We start from the raw sequence: 18,210 nt of genomic DNA on the forward strand, positions 1-18,210 counted from the left end.
AGCGCCCCGGCCAGCTCGGGCCGCCACTGGGCCACGTCGAGCCGGGTCAGCGCGGCGGTGGACTCGGCCAGCGCGGTGGCGAGTTCCGCCTCCGCCTCGGCGGCCCCCGGCGCGGTCAGCGACGCCTGGGCCGCGTCGGCCGGCAGCGGGTAGACCCGCCACAGCACCGTCTCCCAGGTCATCCCGGAGCCGGAGGTGTGGGTGCGCACCTCGGGGATCAGCCCGAGCGCCCCGGCCACCACGGCCTCCCCGGCGAGCAGCGCCGCACCGGCGAAGTCGCCCGGACCGGGCAGCCCGCGCGGGTCGCCCGGCGCGGGCAGCACCAACCGGATCTCGTCGGGGGAGAGCTTGGCCAGCGCCGGCAGGGCCTCGCGCAGCGGCACGTCCCGCCAGGTGCCCGGCGCGTCGGCGACCAGGTGCTCCTCGTCGCCGGCGACCGACTCGGCGACCTCGTCGAAGGGCACCAGGCCGGCCCGCCAGGCGCGTACCCAGGCCACGAAACGGCTCGACCGGCGCGCGGCCAGGGTGGCCGCGCCCGTTGCGGGGGAGGACATGCCGAAAAGGGTACGTGCTCCCCGCCGCCCCTGTCTCGACTGCCGGATCGTCGGCTGTCCGGTCCGCCCACCACCGCAGGTGGCGGGCCCTGCGGGCAGGTGGTCACGGCCCGCTGTGGCGGGGTCACGTACCCGGCTGCCCGGGCACCCGCCGGCCCGGCCCGTGCGGCCGGCGGGTCGGGGCGGGCGCGTCGGGAGGTGCCGGGGCGCGACGGGGGTTAGCGTGATCGGCATGGCGGGGCGATACGGCGAGGACGTGCTGGCGGGCGACTGGCGGCGGCGCAGGGTCACCCCCGAGGTCGACGCCGAACCGGATCTCGTGGTGGAGGACGCCGACTCGGGGTTCTGCGGCGCCGTGGTCGGGTTCGAGGCGTCGGCGGTGGTGCTGGAGGACCGGCACGGCCGGCGGCGGGTCTTCCCGCTGCTGCCCGCCGCGTTCCTGCTCGACGGGGAACCGGTGACCCTGCGCCGGCCGGCCCGCGCCCCGGTGCCCGCCGCCCGTCGCCGGACCGCCTCCGGGTCGATCGCCGTGGCCGACGTGCGGGCGCGGGTGGCCAAGGCCAGCCGGATCTGGGTCGAGGGCGTGCACGACGCCGCCCTGGTGGAGCGGATCTGGGGCGACGACCTGCGGATCGAGGGCGTGGTGGTGGAGCCGCTGGACGGCATCGACGCCCTCGACGCCGAGGTGCGCGGGTTCGCCCCCGGCCCCGGACGCCGGCTCGGGGTGCTCGTCGACCACCTGGTGCCCGGCTCCAAGGAGAGCCGGATCGTGGCCCGGGTGGACTCCCCGTACGTGCTGGTCACCGGCCACCCGTACGTGGACGTGTGGCAGGCGGTCAAGCCGGCCGCGGTGGGCATCCGGGCCTGGCCGGTGGTGCCGCCGGGCCGGCCGTGGAAGGAGGGTGTCTGCGCGGCCCTCGGGGTGGCCGAGCCGGCCGACCTGTGGCGGCGCATCCTGTCCCGGGTGGACAGCTTCGCCGACGTCGAGACCCCGCTGATCAACGCGATGGAACGCCTGATCGACTTCGTCACCGAACCCGACTGACACCCACCGCCGGCCCGCCCGGCCCGGTCAGGGTTCCTGGTCGGGGGTGCGGGTGAAGACGAAGGTGCCGATGTCCAGCCCCACCGCCCGCCCGGCCGGGTCGCGCAGCACGGCGAGGATCTCGCCGTCCTGCTCGCCCGAGCGACCCCGCCAGCGGTCCGGGCCCTGCGGGGTGAACCGCAGCGTCGGGTTGCCGGGCCGGCCGGCCCACAACTCGCCGGCCGGGTCGGCCCGGACCTCGTACTCGATGCCCATCCACCACCAGCGGCCGGTCAGCTCGGCCAGTTCCGCCGCCGGTGGCGCGGACGCCGGCCGCCAGGGCGCGACCGGGGTCGGCTCGGCGTCCAGGACCAGGGTGAGCAGCTGCCGGGCCAGCCCACCGATGTGCCCGGTGCGGAAGCCGTACGAGTTGGCGAAGCCGACCACGGCGGTCCGGCTGGGCCGGTGCACGGTGAGGGCGGCCACGTAGCCGGGCATCGAGCCGCCGTGGCCCACGTACACCCGGTCGCCGTCGCGGTACAGCTCCAGCCCCAGGCCGTGCCCGCCGCGCCAGGAGTCCAGGTCGTTGAGCATCACCGGGGTGCACATCTCGGTGAGGGTGTCGGCGGCCAGCACCTCGTCGGTGGGGTCGGCCAGGAACGCCGCCCAGCGGGCGAGGTCGGTCACCGTCGACCAGAGCTGCCCGGCGGGAGCCATCGCCCCGGTGTCGGTACGCGGCTCCTCCCGCAGCGTGTCGTGCCACGGGTGCACCACGTAGCCCCGGGCGTACGGCTCGGTGGCGTGGTAGGTGGTGCGGCGCAGGCCCAGCGGGTCGAGGACGCGTTCGGTGAGCAGTCGCGCCCAGGGGGTCCCGGTGATCCGCTCCAGCACCCCGCCGAGCAGCCCGTACGCCAGATTGGAGTAGTGGTAGCCGCGTAGCGCCGGGTGGCCGAGCTTGTCCGGGGTGAGGCCGGCGACCAGGGTGGCCAGGTCGGTGCCCTCGGTCCGTTCCCACCACGGGCCGTCGGGCTCGCGGTGCAGGCCGCTGGCGTGGCCGAGGAGTTGGCGCAGGGTGAGCGCGCCGACCGGGGTGCCGGGCAGGTGCCGCTCCAGCGGGTCGTCCAGGGCGAGCCGCCCGGCGTCGCGTTCCCGCATGACCAGCGTGGCGGTCATGGTCTTGGTGATCGAGCCGAGCCGGTACTGCAGGTCGGCGTCGGGGCGTGGGTGGTCACCGGCGGTGGCCAGGTGGACCAGGGTGCCGTCCCGGACGATCCCCAGCGCCACCGAGGGGGTGCGGCCGGTGGCCTGCGCCTGCGCCACGAGGGCGTCGATCCGGCGGGCGGTCTCGGCGAGCAGGGTCACCATCGGCTCCTTCGCGGGGGTCGGTTCGGGCCTGAACCGAGCTTACTGATCATCAGAAGTGGGTGGATTCGCGTGGACGTGTCACGATCGAGGGGTGGACGCCGTGGTGTGGATCGTGCTGGGTGTGCTGTTGGCCGTCGCCGAGATCTTCACGACGACGCTGTTTCTGATCATGTTCGCGGTCGGCGCGTTCGCCGCCGCCGGGGCCGCCGCGCTGGGTGCGCCCGTCGCCGTGCAGGCGGTGGTCTTCGCCGTGGTGTCGGCGCTGACGGTGGCGCTCGCCCGGCCGACCATCCGCCGGCACATGCGGCCGTCGGTGGACAGCGGCGAGCAGCCGTTCGGGGTGCAGGCGCTGGAGGGCGCCACCGCCCTGGTGATCGAGCAGGTCGATGCCGAGCAGGGCATGGTGAAGATCGACGGCGAGTTGTGGACGGCACGCCCGTACGACGCGACGCAGACCTTCGCGCCCGGTGCCCGGGTGCAGGTGATAAAGGTCCAGGGCGCGACCGCCCTGGTGTGGCAGGACGACATTTCCTCCCCCGGCGAGTTGCCGGAAGCGAAAAGGTGACGGTATGGAATTTGTAGCGGTCCTGTTGGTGGCCGTAGCGTTGATCATAGTGGTGACGCTGGCCAAGGCGGTGCGGATCGTGCCGCAGCAGCGTCAGGACGTGGTGGAGCGGCTCGGCAAGTACAAGAGCACCCTGAACCCGGGCCTGAACCTGCTGGTCCCGTTTGTCGACGCGGTGCGTACCAAGGTCGACATGCGGGAGCAGGTGGTCAGTTTCCCGCCGCAGCCGGTGATCACCTCCGACAACCTGGTGGTGTCGATCGACACCGTCCTCTACTACAAGGTGGTCGACTCGGTCCGGGCGACCTACGAGATCGCCAACTTCATCCAGGCGATCGAGCAGCTCACCGTCACCACGTTGCGTAACGTGATCGGCTCGCTCGACCTGGAGCGGGCGCTGACCAGCCGCGAGGAGATCAACCGGCACCTCTCCGGCGTGCTCGACGAGACCACCGGCCGGTGGGGCATCAAGGTCACCCGGGTGGAGATCAAGGCGATCGAGCCGCCGCCGAGCATCCGCGACTCGATGGAGAAGCAGATGCGCGCCGAGCGGGACCGTCGGGCCGCCATCCTCAACGCCGAGGGGCACAAGCAGTCGCAGATCCTCACCGCCGAGGGTGAGAAGCAGGCGGCGGTGCTGCGCGCCGACGGTGACCGGCAGGCCCGCATCCTCCAGGCCGAGGGCCAGGCGAAGGCGATCCGGACGGTCTTCGACGCGATCCACACCGCGAACCCGAGCCAGAAGGTGCTGGCCTACCAGTACCTCCAGGCGCTGCCGCAGATCGCCAACGGCACGGCCAACAAGGTCTGGATCGTCCCGGCCGAGCTGACCAAGGCCCTGGAGGGCATGGGTGGCGCGCTGGGCGGGCTGAGCCGGATGGTCGGCGACGAGCCGGCCCCCGAGGCGAAGCGCACCGCCAGCGAGGTCGAGCGGGAGGCCGCCGAGGCGGCCCAGGCGGCGGCCAGCGCCGCCCAGCAGATCCACGACGAGGTCCGCGTCGCCGAGGCGCAGGCCACCGGCGGCAACGTGCCGAAGGGGCTGCCGGCGCCCGAGCCGGTCTCCCCGGCCAGCCTGGTCCAGGACCCGGCCGACCAGCGCGAACGGGCCTGACCCCGCCGCCGCCCGGAGCCGGGCGGCAAATGTGAGAAACGCTCATCCGGCGCCCCGGCGCCTGCCACGATCGGTCCTGAGGGACGGGTGGTGGTCAGGCCCGGGGCGTCGACGCGTTCCGTGCCACCCGTCGCCGTAGACGGGTGAGGGCCCCGCGGCCCGCCCGTGCAGGCAGCCGGCGTCGCCCGGCGGAGCGACGAGGTGAGGCATGAAGGATCCGGCGCAGCGGCTGTTCTCCCGTACCCCCGTTCCCGGCGCACACGACCCGGCCGGGCCGCTGGGCACCCGGCGCACCGGCGGCGGCTTCGGGGTGCTGCCCTTCGTCGGCGACCCCGGGCCGGCCGCGCCGGCCACCGACGCCAGTTGGGCCTGGTCGCTACGCCGGCTGGCCCGCGCCGCAGTATGGCTGCTGCCCGCCTACGCGGTGCTCTACGGCACGGTGGCGATGTCCAGCGACGGCGGGGTCGGCAACGACCCCTACCCGGCCGACGGCCAGCCGCTCTACCTGCTCGGCTGGGTGGCGGCGATCTGGCTGGGCCTGCTCGCCCTGCTCGCGCTCACCGGCCTGCTCGCGGCCACCCGCAGCCGGCGGAGCGCGGTGGCCGGCCTGCTGACCAGCATCGGCGGTACGGTGCTGATGCTGCCCTTCGCCGGCCTGGCCGCGCAGACCCCCGTCTTCGGCACCACCGCCCGGATGCTGGTGCTGCTCGGCGCCACCGGTTACACCGCCGGCTGGCTGCTCACCGGCTGGGCGGTGGCCCGGTCCGGGGCGTTCGCGATCGGCGACGGGGTGATGCTGATGATCGCCGCTCCCCTGCTCGGCCTCGGCGGCGCGCTGGTCGGCCCGGTGCAGACCTTCGGGGCGATCTTCGTGCTGGTCGCCGGCATCGGCATCGGCTACCGCTCCGGCCGCCTCGTCCCGGCCACCATCGCCCGCGACGCCGCCACCGCCAGCGTCACCACCCCCTGACCCCGCCCGCGCCCCGCCCCGGCCGCGCCGCGCCGCGCCCGGCCCGCCCCGGTGATCAAGAGGTTCGGGTCAGGAATCCGGACGGGACGCGCCCAAACCTCTTGATCACCGAGCCGGGGGGAGAGACGGGATGGACCGGACGGACGGGGACGGCAGGGCAGCGGGACGGGGAAGTCGCTGGCAGGTCACGGTGAGTTACCTGACAATCCGGTGGCGGAGTGGGCCGCTGGCCGGTGCGGTGGCAATGCTTGCGCCCATGTCCTCACCCCGGACGCCGCTGACGCGGCTGCTCACCGTGCTGCTCGCCGGCCTGCTGGCCGGGCTGGTCCTCGCGGTCGCCGCGCTGCCGGGCAACCTGCTCGCCGGCATCGCCACCAAGGCGGTGCTCGGGGCGTTCGACGACCTGCCGGCGGCACTGCGGACCCCGGCCACCCCGCAGCGCTCCTACCTCTACGCCAACGACGGCAGGACGCTGCTGACCACGTTCTACGACGTCAACCGCACCGACGTGCCGCTGGCCGAGATCGCCCCGACGCTGCGGCAGGCGATCGTCGCCGCCGAGGACCGCCGCTTCTACTCCCACGGCGGGGCCGACCTGCGCGGCATGGCGAGGGCCCTGGTCGCCAACGTCACCGGCGGCGGCACCGCCCAGGGCGGCTCTACGCTCACCATGCAGTACGTGCGCAACGTGCTCAAGAGCGACCCCAGCCGGACCGCCGAGGAACGGCAGGCGGCCACCGAGCAGACCGTCGGGCGCAAGCTCCAGGAGATCCGGTACGCCACCGAACTGGAGAAGACGCTCAGCAAGGACGAGATCCTCAACCGCTACCTCAACATCGCCTACTTCGGCTCCGGGGCGTACGGGGTCGCCGCCGCCAGCCAGCGCTACTTCGGCAAGTCGCCGGCCGACCTGACGCTCGCCGAGTCGGCGCTGCTCGCCGGCCTGGTCCAGTCGCCCGACGCGTACAGCCCGATCGACGGGGACCGGGAGGCGGCCCTGGAGCGACGCGGATACGTGCTCGACTCGATGGTCGCCACCGGCGCGATCACCGCCGCCGAGGCCGACCAGGCGCGCGCCGAGCAGTTGACCCTGCACCCCACCGCCCAGCCCAACGGCTGCACCGCCACGGTCACCGCCGACGCCGGCTTCTTCTGCGACTACCTGCGCCGCTGGTGGCTGGAGCAGCCCGCCTTCGGGGCGACCGCGCAGGAGCGGGAGCAGGCGCTGCGCCGGGGCGGCTACACGGTGGTCACCTCCCTCGACCCGGACGTCCAGGCCACCGCCGCCGCCGAGGCCCGCAAGGTCTACCCCGCCGACGACGCCCGCGCGCTGCCGATCGCCGCCGTCGAGCCCGGCACCGGCCGGGTGCTCGCCCTGGCCGTCAACCGCGAGTACGGGGTGGGCGACGGGCAGACCGTCAACCCGCTGGTTTCCGGCGGCGGCAGCATCACCGGCTACCAGGCCGGTTCGACGTTCAAGCTGTTCACCATGCTGGCCGCGTTGGAGAACGGTCGGACCCTGTCCACCGGGTTCGACTCGCCGAGCCGGCTGACCACCCGCTTCCCCGCCGAGGGTGAGGCCTCCTGCGGCGGCAGGTGGTGCCCGGCGAACGCCAACCCGGCGCGGATGGACGGCTACCGGATGATGTGGGACGGCTTCGGCCGTTCGGTGAACACCTACTTCGTCTGGCTGGAGGAGCAGGTCGGCCCGGCCAAGGTGGTGGAGATGGCGCAGCGCCTCGGGATCACCTTCCGGGCCCGGACCGACGCCGACCTCGCCGCGCACGACGCCGACAACTGGGGGGCGTTCACCCTCGGGGTGTCCGCCACCACCCCGCTCGACCTGGCCAACGCCTACGCGACGGTGGCCGCCGAGGGGACGTACTGCGCGCCGACGCCGGTGGTGTCGGTGACCGGCCCGGACGGCTCGACCGTGCCGGTCGGCCAGCCGGCCTGCAGGCAGGTGCTGTCGGCGGACGTGGCGCGGGCGGCCACCGACGCGGCCCGCTGCCCGGTCGGCCAGCAGTCGGCGTACGGGCAGTGCAACGGCAGCACCGCCGGTGGGGTGGACCGGATCGTCGGCCGCCCGGTGGCCGGCAAGACCGGCAGCTCGGAGAGGAACGCCACCGAGACCTTCGTCGGGTTCACCCCGCAGGTCGCGGTCGCCGGCATCGCCGCCAACCCCGACGACCCGGGCGACGCGGTCGGCGCGGCCGTGCAGGGTGAGGTGATCACCGCGGTCGCCCGGACCATCCGTACCGCCGTGGACGGCCAGCCGGTCCGTGACTTCACCGCCCCCAGCCGGGAACTCGCCGGCGACCCGCAACGCCCGACGCCCCGCCCGTCCCCCCGCGCCCCGGAGCAGGAGGACCAGAACTTCCCCTCGGACCTGCTCCGCTGGCTCCAGAACCGCCGGGGCTGACCCGCTGCTGCCCGGCCCCGGCCCGACCGGAGGCTCCATGGTCGACACAATGTCGCCGGAACGGCGGTGTCCGCTTCGCTTGATACCGCCGTTCCGCTGACATGGCGAGTCGGGCCGGCGGGCCTATCGCCGGGCGGTGACGGCCGCGACCGCCCGGTCCAGGGCGGCGGCCACCGTCACCGGGTCGGCGTCGCCGTCGAGCACGGTGAAGTCGGCGAACCCGGGCAGCGCCCGGTAGCCGGCGTCCAGCGCGGTCAGGTGCGCCAACTCCTCGGTGTCGATGCCCCGGGCCAGCACCCGCCGTCGGGCCAGCTCCGGGGTGACCGCCAGGAAGCAGACCAGGTCGGGCTTCGGAAAGACGGCGTACGCGGCGCGCACCAGGCGGACGCCCCGGTCACCCCGGGCCCGCATGATCACGTATTGGCACCAGGTCCAGCGGTCCATCACCCCGACCCGCCCGGTCAGCCGGGTGACCGCCACCGCGCGGGCCAGCGCCAGCCAGCGCACCGTCGCCTCCAGCAGCGGATAGCAGCGCCGGCCGAACAGGTGCACGCCGTCGCGGTGGCCCACGGCCTGCGCCAGCCGGTTCCACAGCGGCCGGCCGCCGGCGTTCTCCAGGTAGACCGCCGGCACGCCCACCGAGGTCAGCCGCCGGGCCAGGGCCCTGGCCTGGGTCGACTTGCCGGACCCGTCCACCCCCACCAGCGCCACCATCGTCGACCGTCCCACCCCGGGCACGCTAATGCTCCGGGGCAACCGACCGCCCGTCGCCCGGCCCGGCCCGTCGCCTAGCCCTGGTCCGACCGGTCGCTCCATGATCGACTCAGTGTCGCCGTAACAGTGGTGTCCGGCCCGTCTGATACCGCTGTTCCGGCGACATCGCGAGCAGCAACCGGGCCGGGCCGGGGCGGGTGGTGGGGGTCAGCGGTTCCGGCGGCGGGGGCGGTAGGTGGCCAGGGTGGCCGGGATGCCCCGGCGGACGATGCCGGCCCGGTCGGTGTCGCCGCGCAGCAGTGCCGCCGCCGTCTTGCGGGCCTGGTCGAGGGTGAAGTGCGGGGGCAGCATCAGTTCCGCCGGGTCGACCATCGCGTTCACCACCACCGGACGGTCGGCGGTCAGCGCCCGCCGCCACAGGCCGGCGACCTGGTCGGGGGAGTCGACCAGCTCACCGTCGAGGCCCAGCACCTCGGCCCACCGGTGGTACGCCACATCCGGCAGGTCCTGGCTGGCCGGATAGCGCGGGGTGCCCTCGGTGGAGCGCTGCTCCCAGCTGACGAACGCCAGATCCCGGTTGTTGAGCACCAGCACCACGAAACGCGGGTCGGCCCAGTGCCGCCAGTTCTTCGCCACGGTGATCAACTCGTTGACCCCGTTCATCTGCATCGCCCCGTCGCCGATCAACGCCACCACCGGGCGGTCCGGGTGGGCGAACTTCGCGGCCAGGGCGTACGGCATCGCCCCGCCCATCGACAGCAGGGTGCCGGAGAGGCTGGCCAGCATGCCGGGGCGGAGCTGGAGGTGGCGGGCGTACCAGGCGGTGGCGGTGCCGCAGTCCACCGCGATCATCGCGTCGTCGGGCAGCGCGTCGTTGAGGGTGTGGAACAGCAGTTGCGGGTTCACCGGGTGCGCGGGCTGCCCGGCCAGCTCCGCCTGGGCCTGCCGCCACCCCGAGGTGGCGTCGGCGATGGTCGCCCGCCAGGCGGTCGGGGCGGGGCCGTCGCCCAGCTCCCGCAGCAGCGCCCGCAGGGTCGGCCCGGCGTCGCCGGTCAGGTTGACCTCCGTCGGGTACCGCAGCCCCATCCGGGTGCCGTCCAGGTCGATCTGCACCGCGCGGGCCTGCCCCTGCGGCGGATAGAACTCCGAGTACGGCATGTTGCTGCCGACGATCAGCAGCCGGTCGCACTCCTGCATGAGCTGCCAGCTCGGCCGGGTGCCGAGCAGGCCGATGGCCCCGGTCACCCAGGGCTCGCGGTGGTCCACGGCGGTGAAGCCGAGCAGCGCGGCGGCCACCCCGGCGCCCAGCCGGTCGGCGATCAGGCGTACCTCCCGTTCGGCGCCGAGCGCGCCCTGCCCGACCAGCATCGCCACCTTCTCGCCGCCGCGCAGCACCTCGGCGGCGCGGCGCAGGTCCGCCTCCGGCGGCACCGTCGGCGTGCTGCTGGGGGCCGCGCTGGTGTGGTAGTAGCCGTGCGCGTGCGGCGGGTCCGGCACCGCCGGCTCGTCCTGCACGTCCAGCGGGAGCACCAGCGCGGTCACCGTCCGGCGGGACAGCGCGGTGCGGCAGGCCCGGTCCACCAGGTGCCGCACCTGGGACGGGTCGTCGAGCTGGGCCAGGAAGTCCCCGGCCACGTCCTTGTAGAGGGCGAGCAGGTCGACCTCCTGGTAGTAGCCGCCCCCCTCGGCGGTGAGCGCGGTGTTGCCGACCAGGGCCACCACCGGCTGGTGGTCGAGCTTGGCGTCGTAGAGGCCGTTGAGCAGGTGGATCGCGCCGGGGCCGCTGGTCGCCAGGGCACAGCCGAGGGGGCCGCCGCCGTACTTGACGTGGGCGCTGGCGGCGAAGCCGGCGGTCTCCTCGTGGCGCACCTGGACGAACTCCACCCGGTCGCCGGCCCGTTGCAGGGCGGAGGTCATCGCGTTGATGCCGTCGCCCGGGTAGCCGAAGTAGCGGTGCACCCCCCACTCGGCGAGGCGGTCCACGATGTGGTCGGCGACCGTGGCGTTCCTCGGCAACCGGCCGTCGGTGGTGCCCGCTGCGCTCATCGTGGTGGTCCCTCCGGTCGCGTCCCTTTCCCGCCCCCTTCCCGCGCCACGACCCGGGAAACCCGGCCGGCCCGGAAAACCGACCGTGGCCCGGCGGGCGGTGCCGCCGGACCGCCCCGCAGGTGCCGGCCGGGGGACGGGCAGAATCGGGCGGTGCCCGTACACGAGATCACCGACCCCGACGACGCCCGGATCGCCGACTACCGGGCGTTGACCGACGTCGAGCTGCGTACCCGCTGGGAACCCCCGCACGGGCTGTTCATCGCGGAGGGGGAGCTGGTGCTGCGACGGGCGTTGCGGGCCGGCTATCCGGCCCGGTCGTACCTGGTCGACGCGAAGCGGGTCGACCAGCTCGCCGACCTGGACACCGGGGACGCCCCGGTCTACGCGGCCACCCCCGACGTGCTGGAGAAGGCGACCGGCTTCCACGTCCACCGGGGCGTGCTCGCCTCGTTCCACCGCAAGCCCCTGCCCACGGCCGCCGAGGTGCTGGCCGCCGCCCGCCGGGTGGTGGTCCTGGAGGACATCAACAACCACACCAACCTCGGGGCGATCTTCCGGGGGGCCGCCGCGCTCGGTATCGACGCGGTGCTGCTTTCGCCGTCCTGCGCCGATCCGCTGTACCGGCGCAGCGTGCGGGTCAGCATGGGCGAGGTGTTCGCGGTGCCGTACGCGAAGCTGGAACGCTGGCCGGTCGGCCTGGACGAGGTACGCGCGGCGGGTTTCACGGTGCTCGCGATGACGCCGGCGGCGGACGCCGTACCGGTGCAGCGGTTGACCCCGGCGCAGCGGGCGCGGGCGGCGTTGCTGCTGGGGGCGGAGGGCCCCGGCCTGACCGGGGCGGCGCAGGCGGCCAGCGACGTGCGGGTGGTGATCCCGATGCGGCGCGGCGTGGACTCGTTGAACGTGGCCGCCGCGGCGGCGGTGGCGTTCTGGGAACTGGGGCGCGGCGACCCGGCCGACGGGTAGCCACCACGACCACCGGCTATTTGCATGAGAATGCGGGCAGGTGCATAATCTTCCCTGTGTCCAAGGTTCTCACCTCCCTGCCCATCGGCGAACGTGTCGGCATCGCCTTCTCCGGCGGCCTCGACACCTCGGTCGCGGTCGCGTGGATGCGCGACAAGGGCGCCGTCCCGTGCGCCTACACCGCCGACATCGGCCAGTACGACGAGCCCGACATCGACTCGGTGCCCGGCCGTGCGCTCAGCTACGGCGCCGAGGTCGCCCGCCTGGTCGACTGCCGCGCCGCCCTGGTCGAGGAGGGCCTCGCCGCGCTGACCTGCGGCGCCTTCCACATCCGCTCCGGCGGCCGGGCCTACTTCAACACCACCCCGCTGGGCCGGGCGGTGACCGGGACCCTGCTCGTCCGGGCGATGATCTCCGACGACGTGCAGATCTGGGGCGACGGCTCGACCTTCAAGGGCAACGACATCGAGCGGTTCTACCGCTACGGCCTGCTGGCCAACCCGCAACTGCGGATCTACAAGCCGTGGCTGGACACCGACTTCGTCACCGAACTCGGTGGCCGCAAGGAGATGTCGGAGTGGCTGCTGGAACGCGGCCTGCCCTACCGGGACAGCACCGAGAAGGCGTACTCCACCGACGCCAACATCTGGGGCGCCACCCACGAGGCCAAGACCCTGGAGCACCTCGACACCGGCATCGAGACGGTCAGCCCGATCATGGGGGTCCGGTTCTGGGACCCGTCCGTGGAGATCCCCACCGAGGACGTCACCATCGGCTTCGACCAGGGCCGCCCCGTGACGATCAACGGCAAGGAGTTCGGCAGCCCCGTCGACCTGGTGCTGGAGGCCAACGCCATCGGCGGCCGGCACGGCCTGGGCATGTCCGACCAGATCGAGAACCGGATCATCGAGGCCAAGAGCCGGGGCATCTACGAGGCACCCGGCATGGCGCTGCTGCACGCCGCGTACGAGCGGCTGGTCAACGCCATCCACAACGAGGACACCCTGGCGAACTACCACCACGAGGGCCGTCGCCTCGGCCGGCTGATGTACGAGGGCCGCTGGCTCGACCCGCAGGCGCTGATGCTGCGCGAGTCGTTGCAGCGCTGGGTCGGCACCGCGGTCAGCGGCGAGGTGACCCTGCGGCTGCGCCGGGGCGAGGACTACTCGATCCTCGACACCACCGGCCCCGCGTTCAGCTACCACCCGGACAAGCTGTCGATGGAGCGTACCGAGGACTCGGCCTTCGGCCCGTCCGACCGGATCGGCCAGCTCACCATGCGTAACCTCGACATCGCCGACTCGCGGGCCAAGCTGGAGCAGTACGCCACCCTCGGCCTGGTCGGCGGCGCGGCCCCGCAGCGGGCGGTCGGCGCGGCACAGGCCGCCTCGACCGGACTGATCGGGGCGATGCCGCAGGGCGGCGCGGAGGCCATCGCCTCCCGGGGCGTCGCCACCGCCGACGACGAGGCCCTCGACCGGGCCGCGATGGAGTTCGGCGTCGACTGACCGTCGCGTCACCGGCCGGGACGGGTCACCGCCCCGGCCGGTGGGGCCGCCCTCGTCGTCGTCGGGAGCGGCGACGGACGGTGGATGGCGGGACCCGGGGTCACCGAGGGTAGCGTGTCGCCCGTGTTCCCTACCGTCCGTGAGGTGCTCGCGCTGGACCCGGTCCGTCGCGGCGCGCCCCGGCTGGTCGCCGGGGAGGCCGGCCTGGACCGCCCGGTGCGCTGGGTGCACGTGGCGGAGGTGCCCGACATCGCCACCCTGCTCGGCGGGGGCGAACTCGTGCTCACCACCGGCATCGGGCTGCCCGCCGACGACGCCGGACTACGCGCCTTCATCGGCGACCTGGTCGCGGTGGGTGTCTCCGGGCTCGTGGTCGAACTGGGCCGCCGCTACCCGACCGAGGTGCCCCGGGTGATGGCCGTGGCCGCCGCCCGGCGCGGGCTGCCCCTGGTCGAGCTGCGCCGGGCCACCCCGTTCGTGCGGATCACCGAGGCGGTGCACGCCCTGATCGTCGACGCCCAACTGCACGAGCTGCGGGCCGCCGAGGAGATCCATCAACGCTTCACCGACCTGTCCGTCGAGGGCGCCGGGGCCGCCGAGGTGGTCCGGCAGGCCGCCGCGCTGGCCGGCTGCCCGGTGGTGCTGGAGAACCTGTCGCGGCAGGTGCTCGCCTACGACCCGGCGGGGGAGAACGCCGAACTGCTGCTGGACGGCTGGGAGCAGCACTCCCGACGGCTGCGTCCCGCCGGGCGCACCGCGTACGACAGCGACAGCGGCTGGCTGGTCACGACCGTCGGCGCGCGCGGACAGGACTGGGGTCGGCTGCTGCTGCGCTGGCCGGCGCGGGCGGGCCTCGGCGACGGCCGGCCCGTCGGCACGCCGCCCACCCGGCTGACCATCCTGGTGGAACGGGCCGCCTCCACCCTGGCGCTGGGCCGGCTGATCCGCCGCGACGCCGAGGGGCTGGAACGGCAACTGCACCACACGCTGCTCACCGCCCTGCTCGACCACTCCCGCCCGGTGGACGAGATCGCGTTGCGGGCGCGGGCGCTGGGGGTGCCCCTGGAACGTCGGCACCTGATCGGCGTCATGGTCCGGCTCCGCCGTGACACCGCGGCCGAGCACGCCGGACCGGGCGAGAGCGGCCCGGCCGACGCCGCCGAGGCCGGCCCGGCCCGGCTGCGTGACCTCGCCGAGGCGGTCGGCCAGGCGCTACGGGAGGCGAAGCTGACCGGGCTGACCAGCCCCGTCGACGACCAGGCGGTGGGGGTCCTGCTCGCCCTGCCGGAGGCCGCCGCCGAGGACCGCGCGCTGGCCGCGTTCGCCGCCGCGCTGCGCCGCCGCCACGCCGACCAGCCGGCGCGCGTGCTCGTCGCCGCCGGGTCCGGGGTGGCGAGCCTGCGGGAGGTACGCCGCTCGCTGGTCGAGGCCCGCCAGGTCGCCGAGGCCGCCCGCCGGGACAGCCGTGACCTGCCGGTCTTCCGGCTGCCGCACGTCGGGCTGGCCGGCCTGCTGCACCTGCTGCGCGACGAGCCCCGGTTGCAGACGTTCGTCGAACGGGAACTCGGCGCGCTGCTGGCCCACGACGCCCAGCATCCCCGGGAGCAACTGCTCGGCACCCTGCGCGCCTACCTGGAGCAGGGCCGCAACAAGTCGGCCGGTGCGGTCGCCGCGCACCTGTCCCGACCGGCCTTCTACGAACGGCTGGCCCGGATCGGCCGCATCCTCGGCGTCGACCTCGACTCGGTCGAAGCCTGCCTGTCCCTGCACGTCGCCATCCTGGCCCTCGACGCCATCCGCACCCCCTGACCCGCCTCCCCTCCGCCGCGCCCCGCGTCTGCCCGCCCTCCCGTCCGGCCTGTCCCCGCCTGTCCCCGGTGATCAAGAGGAATACGTCAGAATCCGTCGTCCAGGTGACGCGAACCTCTTGATCACGGCCCGAGCGGCCGGCACGTTCACCGTGATCAAGAGGTTGGCGTCAGGATCCGCCGCCCCGGTGACGCGAACCTCTTGATCACCGGGGCGATGGAGGCCGGGTGAGGTGGGTGAGGCGGGCGGGTGGGAGTGGGGGAGTGGGGGGCTCAGGCCAGGGCGTCCAGGGTTTTGGCGTAGGCGGCGGGGACGTGGTGGGGGCCGGCCGGGGTGAAGACGTCGGAGGTGGCCGCCGTCGACCAGGCGGCGGCGGGGACCGCGTCGACCAGGGCGCGGACCACCGGGGCGTCCCGCCACTGGTCCTGGGCGGCCAGCAGGCTCAACGCCACCACCGACTCCTCCACCTCGCCGACGCACTCGAACGGCTTGTGCCCGTCCACGCCGAGCAGTTCCCGGTAGCCGGGGACCTGCGCCTCGTCGGCCAGCAGGTCGCCGCCGAAGATGCCGACCACCCGCTCCCGGGTCATGAACGGGGCCATGGCGAGGAACACGAAGCGGCACTTCGGGCAGTCGCGGCACCAGCGGGCGCTGGCGTCACGCAGCTTGAACGCGGCGTTGCAGCTGGTCACCACCGCGTCGTAGCGGTCGATGGTGGCGAACAGCCGGGCGATGTGCAGCTCCGACAGTGGGCGCAGCAACGAGAAGTACGGCTCGGTGAGCCCCGCGTGCCCGGCCAGCGCCGCCCGCAGCAGCCCCTCGGCCTCGACCCCCTTGGACCACTGGTGGTTGATCTCGTGACCGTTCCAGATCAGGTTCGGGTCGGACGCGGACCGCTCGTTGGACATCACCACCGGCCCCAGCCCGTGCAGCACGGCGGTGGCGACCGCGATCAGCGAGTTGATCGCGGTGACCGGGATGTGGCCGTTGCGCGCCCCGGCGGCGTTCAGGTCGAACAGCACCGGGTCGAGCCGTCGCCGGGCGGCCAGCGCCGGCAGCCCGGACGCCTCGTTCACCGCGACGATCACGTGGTTGGGGTTGACCGAGAACGGCACCGGGTCGAAGCCGCCCCGGCGCAGCGCCTCCAGGCTGACGATGGAGTCCTTGCCGCCGCCGACAGCCGACAGCGGTCGCCGGTCGGAGTCGTCGTACACCCGGGGTGGCGGGACCTCACCGGCCGGCACCTCGGGACGCAGCTCCAGCACGTGCGGGAGCTGGTTGCGGTAGGCGTACTCGGCGAGGCCCTTGGTGTAGACGGCGGTGACCAGCGCGGTGGCGGCCCCGCCCAGCGGCGTCGGCAGCACCAGGCGCGGCGGGGCGGCGGCCTTGTAGTAGCTGACCCCGGCCACCACGTGCAGCAGTTCCAGGACCCGGCCCAGGGTGGCCAGCGTCTCCTCCGACGGTGGCGTGGCCGGCACCGGCAGCGTGATCACCTCGGTGAACCGCTGCTCGCCGTCGGGGCCGGTCAGGAGGTAGTCGAACGACGCCGCGCCGGTGGCGGGGTCGAACGAGTACGACGGGAAGGTGAAGGCGTCCATCCGCCGGAGCTGCTCGTTGGGCACACGCCATACTAGGCCCTGGTTCGTCCGGCCGGGTCCGCTGTGCCGGGAGCGGACCCGGCCCGACCGTCGACACCTGAGGGAGAGTTCGTGCGCCTGTCCGATCTGCGCGGCCGTACCGTCGCCGTCTGGGGGGCCGGCCGGGAGGGCCGCGCCGCCGTGACCGCCATCGCCGCGCACGGCCCGGCCGACCTGGTCGCCGTCGACGACAGCGCGAACTTCCTCACCGTGGCCTGGGAGGGCCCGCTCGCCGAGGCCGCGCCGCTGGTCACCGGGGAGGAGGGGTTCGCCCGGCTGGCCGCCGCCGAGATCGTCGTCCGGTCACCGGGGGTGCCCAACACCCACCCGTGGCTGGTCGAGCTGCGGGCGCGGGGCGTCACCGTCACCCAGGGCACCGCCCTGTGGATGGCCGACCACGCCGAACGGACGATCGGAGTCACCGGCAGCAAGGGCAAGTCGACCACGTCCAGCCTGATCAGCCACCTGCTCGCGGCGGTGGACCGGCCCAACGTGCTCGGCGGCAACATCGGCGTGCCCACCCTCGACCTGCCCGAGGCCGAGCTGTACGTGCTGGAGCTGTCCAGCTACCAGTGCAGTGACCTGGCCGACTCGCCCCGGGTGGCGGTGGTCACCGCGCTGTTCCCGGAACACCTCGACGCGCACGGTGGCGAGGCCGAGTACTACCGCGACAAGCTCAACCTCCTCGCGTACGGCCCGCGCACGGTGGTGGTCAACGGCAGCGACCCCCGCCTCGCCCTGGAGTTGGGCGACCGGGCGGCGGTGCGGGCCGGCCTGCCCGACAGCGCGCATGTCGCCACCGGCCCGGACGGCACCGACTGGTTCCACCTCGGCGACCAGCCGCTGTTCGCCCGGGGGGTGCTGCCGCTGGTCGGCCGGCACAACGCGGGCAACCTCTGCGTGGCGCTCGCCGTGCTCGACGCGGTCGGCGTGGACGTCGTCGCCCACAAGGACACCCTGGCGGTGGCGGTCGCCGGGTTCCACGGGCTGGCCCACCGGCTCACCGAGATCGTCGACCCGTCCGGCCTCACCTTCGTCGACGACACCCTCGCCACCAGCCCGTACGCGGCGATGCACGCGATCGACGCGTACGACGGGCGGCCCTTGACGGTGATCGTCGGCGGCACCGACCGGGGGTTGGACTACACGCCGTTGGCCACCCACCTGGCCGAGCGGGAGCTGACCGTGATCGGGATTCCGGACAGCGGTCCCCGGATCGTGGCGGCGCTGGCCGGGCTGCCGACGGTGCGTACCGAGGTGGTGGACGACCTGGCGGACGCGGTCCGGCTGTCCCGGGCGGTGACCCCGCCCGACGGGGTGGTGCTGTTGTCCCCGGCGGCCCCCAGCTACGGCCGGTTCCGCAACTTCGAGCACCGGTCCGAGGTCTTCGCCGAGGCGATCCGGGCCACCGCCGGCTGAGTCCCCCGGGGCGGGGTGACGCGGTGTCAGGCGGGGGCGGCGCTCGGGCGACACAGTGGCAGTTGTCGGCGGCGGGCCGGGGTGGCAGCGTGCGGGG

14 protein-coding genes are annotated in these 18,210 nt (G+C 74.2%); 9 read left to right on the forward strand and 5 right to left on the reverse strand.

Annotated features, from left to right (window positions below; genetic code table 11):
- Positions 1–554 (reverse strand): hypothetical protein (locus H1A17_RS24890; protein WP_194823025.1); only part of this gene is annotated, 554 nt, incomplete at its 3' end.
- Between the two features lie 232 nt (positions 555–786).
- Here H1A17_RS24890 and H1A17_RS24895 point away from each other — a divergent pair.
- Positions 787–1,599, forward strand: a complete 813-nt coding sequence (locus H1A17_RS24895; protein ID WP_145920802.1) for a DUF3097 domain-containing protein — start codon at positions 787–789, stop codon at positions 1,597–1,599.
- 27 nt (positions 1,600–1,626) lie between these two features.
- Here H1A17_RS24895 and H1A17_RS24900 read toward each other — a convergent pair whose 3' ends face one another.
- Positions 1,627–2,940 (reverse strand): serine hydrolase, encoded by a 1,314-nt coding sequence (locus H1A17_RS24900; RefSeq protein ID WP_194823026.1) that lies wholly within the window; start codon positions 2,938–2,940, stop codon positions 1,627–1,629.
- A 94-nt stretch (positions 2,941–3,034) separates the two neighbouring features.
- Between H1A17_RS24900 and H1A17_RS24905 the strand changes: the two genes are divergently transcribed.
- The 4 genes from H1A17_RS24905 to H1A17_RS24920 all read left to right on the forward strand — a co-directional run bounded on the left by H1A17_RS24905 (position 3,035) and on the right by H1A17_RS24920 (position 8,011).
- Positions 3,035–3,508 carry an NfeD family protein gene (locus H1A17_RS24905; protein WP_145920800.1) on the forward strand — a complete coding sequence of 158 codons (474 nt, stop codon included), beginning with the start codon at positions 3,035–3,037 and terminating at the stop codon, positions 3,506–3,508.
- A 4-nt stretch (positions 3,509–3,512) separates the two neighbouring features.
- The gene (locus H1A17_RS24910; RefSeq protein ID WP_145920799.1) at positions 3,513–4,619 is read left to right on the forward strand and encodes an SPFH domain-containing protein; all 1,107 of its coding nucleotides are present in this window, start codon (positions 3,513–3,515) and stop codon (positions 4,617–4,619) included.
- 208 nt (positions 4,620–4,827) lie between these two features.
- Positions 4,828–5,589 (forward strand): hypothetical protein, encoded by a 762-nt coding sequence (locus H1A17_RS24915; RefSeq protein WP_145920798.1) that lies wholly within the window; start codon positions 4,828–4,830, stop codon positions 5,587–5,589.
- A 190-nt stretch (positions 5,590–5,779) separates the two neighbouring features.
- Positions 5,780–8,011 (forward strand): transglycosylase domain-containing protein, encoded by a 2,232-nt coding sequence (locus H1A17_RS24920; RefSeq protein WP_194823027.1) that lies wholly within the window; start codon positions 5,780–5,782, stop codon positions 8,009–8,011.
- A gap of 123 nt (positions 8,012–8,134) precedes the next feature.
- On the opposite strand, the gene H1A17_RS24925 is transcribed toward H1A17_RS24920, so the two are convergent.
- Both H1A17_RS24925 and H1A17_RS24930 read right to left on the reverse strand, forming a co-directional pair.
- Positions 8,135–8,740, reverse strand: coding sequence for a thymidylate kinase (locus H1A17_RS24925; protein WP_194823028.1), 606 nt, complete (start codon positions 8,738–8,740; stop codon positions 8,135–8,137).
- A 192-nt stretch (positions 8,741–8,932) separates the two neighbouring features.
- Positions 8,933–10,771, reverse strand: a complete 1,839-nt coding sequence (locus tag H1A17_RS24930; protein ID WP_194823029.1) for a thiamine pyrophosphate-requiring protein — start codon at positions 10,769–10,771, stop codon at positions 8,933–8,935.
- A gap of 153 nt (positions 10,772–10,924) precedes the next feature.
- On the opposite strand from H1A17_RS24930, the gene H1A17_RS24935 reads away from it, so the two are divergent.
- From H1A17_RS24935 to H1A17_RS24945, 3 genes are all read left to right on the forward strand, one after another.
- A complete protein-coding gene (locus tag H1A17_RS24935; RefSeq protein ID WP_145920794.1) occupies positions 10,925–11,740 on the forward strand; it encodes an RNA methyltransferase in 816 nt (271 codons plus the stop codon).
- A 56-nt stretch (positions 11,741–11,796) separates the two neighbouring features.
- On the forward strand, positions 11,797–13,248 hold the full coding sequence (gene argG / locus H1A17_RS24940; RefSeq protein WP_145920793.1) for an argininosuccinate synthase: 1,452 nt from the start codon (positions 11,797–11,799) through the stop codon (positions 13,246–13,248).
- Between the two features lie 114 nt (positions 13,249–13,362).
- The gene (locus H1A17_RS24945) at positions 13,363–15,057 is read left to right on the forward strand and encodes a PucR family transcriptional regulator (RefSeq protein WP_240762283.1); all 1,695 of its coding nucleotides are present in this window, start codon (positions 13,363–13,365) and stop codon (positions 15,055–15,057) included.
- 272 nt (positions 15,058–15,329) lie between these two features.
- Here the strand turns inward: H1A17_RS24945 and H1A17_RS24950 are convergent, their stop codons facing one another.
- On the reverse strand, positions 15,330–16,679 hold the full coding sequence (locus H1A17_RS24950; protein ID WP_194823030.1) for a hypothetical protein: 1,350 nt from the start codon (positions 16,677–16,679) through the stop codon (positions 15,330–15,332).
- An 87-nt stretch (positions 16,680–16,766) separates the two neighbouring features.
- Here H1A17_RS24950 and murD point away from each other — a divergent pair, with 87 nt between their 5' ends.
- On the forward strand, positions 16,767–18,113 hold the full coding sequence (gene murD / locus H1A17_RS24955) for a UDP-N-acetylmuramoyl-L-alanine--D-glutamate ligase (RefSeq protein WP_194823031.1): 1,347 nt from the start codon (positions 16,767–16,769) through the stop codon (positions 18,111–18,113).
- Positions 18,114–18,210 lie beyond the last annotated feature (97 nt).

Origin of the sequence: Micromonospora sp. S-DT3-3-22 (genome assembly GCF_015354745.1) — a bacterium.
In the GTDB taxonomy this organism is placed as follows: domain Bacteria; phylum Actinomycetota; class Actinomycetes; order Mycobacteriales; family Micromonosporaceae; genus Micromonospora; species Micromonospora wenchangensis.

Excerpts from the sequence above, each read along its gene's own strand:
- H1A17_RS24915 (WP_145920798.1), top strand. The coding sequence starts at position 4,828 with ATGAAGGATCCGGCGCAGCGGCTGTTCTCCCGTACCCCCGTTCCCGGC.
- H1A17_RS24910 (WP_145920799.1), top strand. The coding sequence starts at position 3,513 with ATGGAATTTGTAGCGGTCCTGTTGGTGGCCGTAGCGTTGATCATAGTG.
- H1A17_RS24895 (WP_145920802.1), top strand. The coding sequence starts at position 787 with ATGGCGGGGCGATACGGCGAGGACGTGCTGGCGGGCGACTGGCGGCGG.
- H1A17_RS24930 (WP_194823029.1), bottom strand. The coding sequence starts at position 10,771 with ATGAGCGCAGCGGGCACCACCGACGGCCGGTTGCCGAGGAACGCCACG.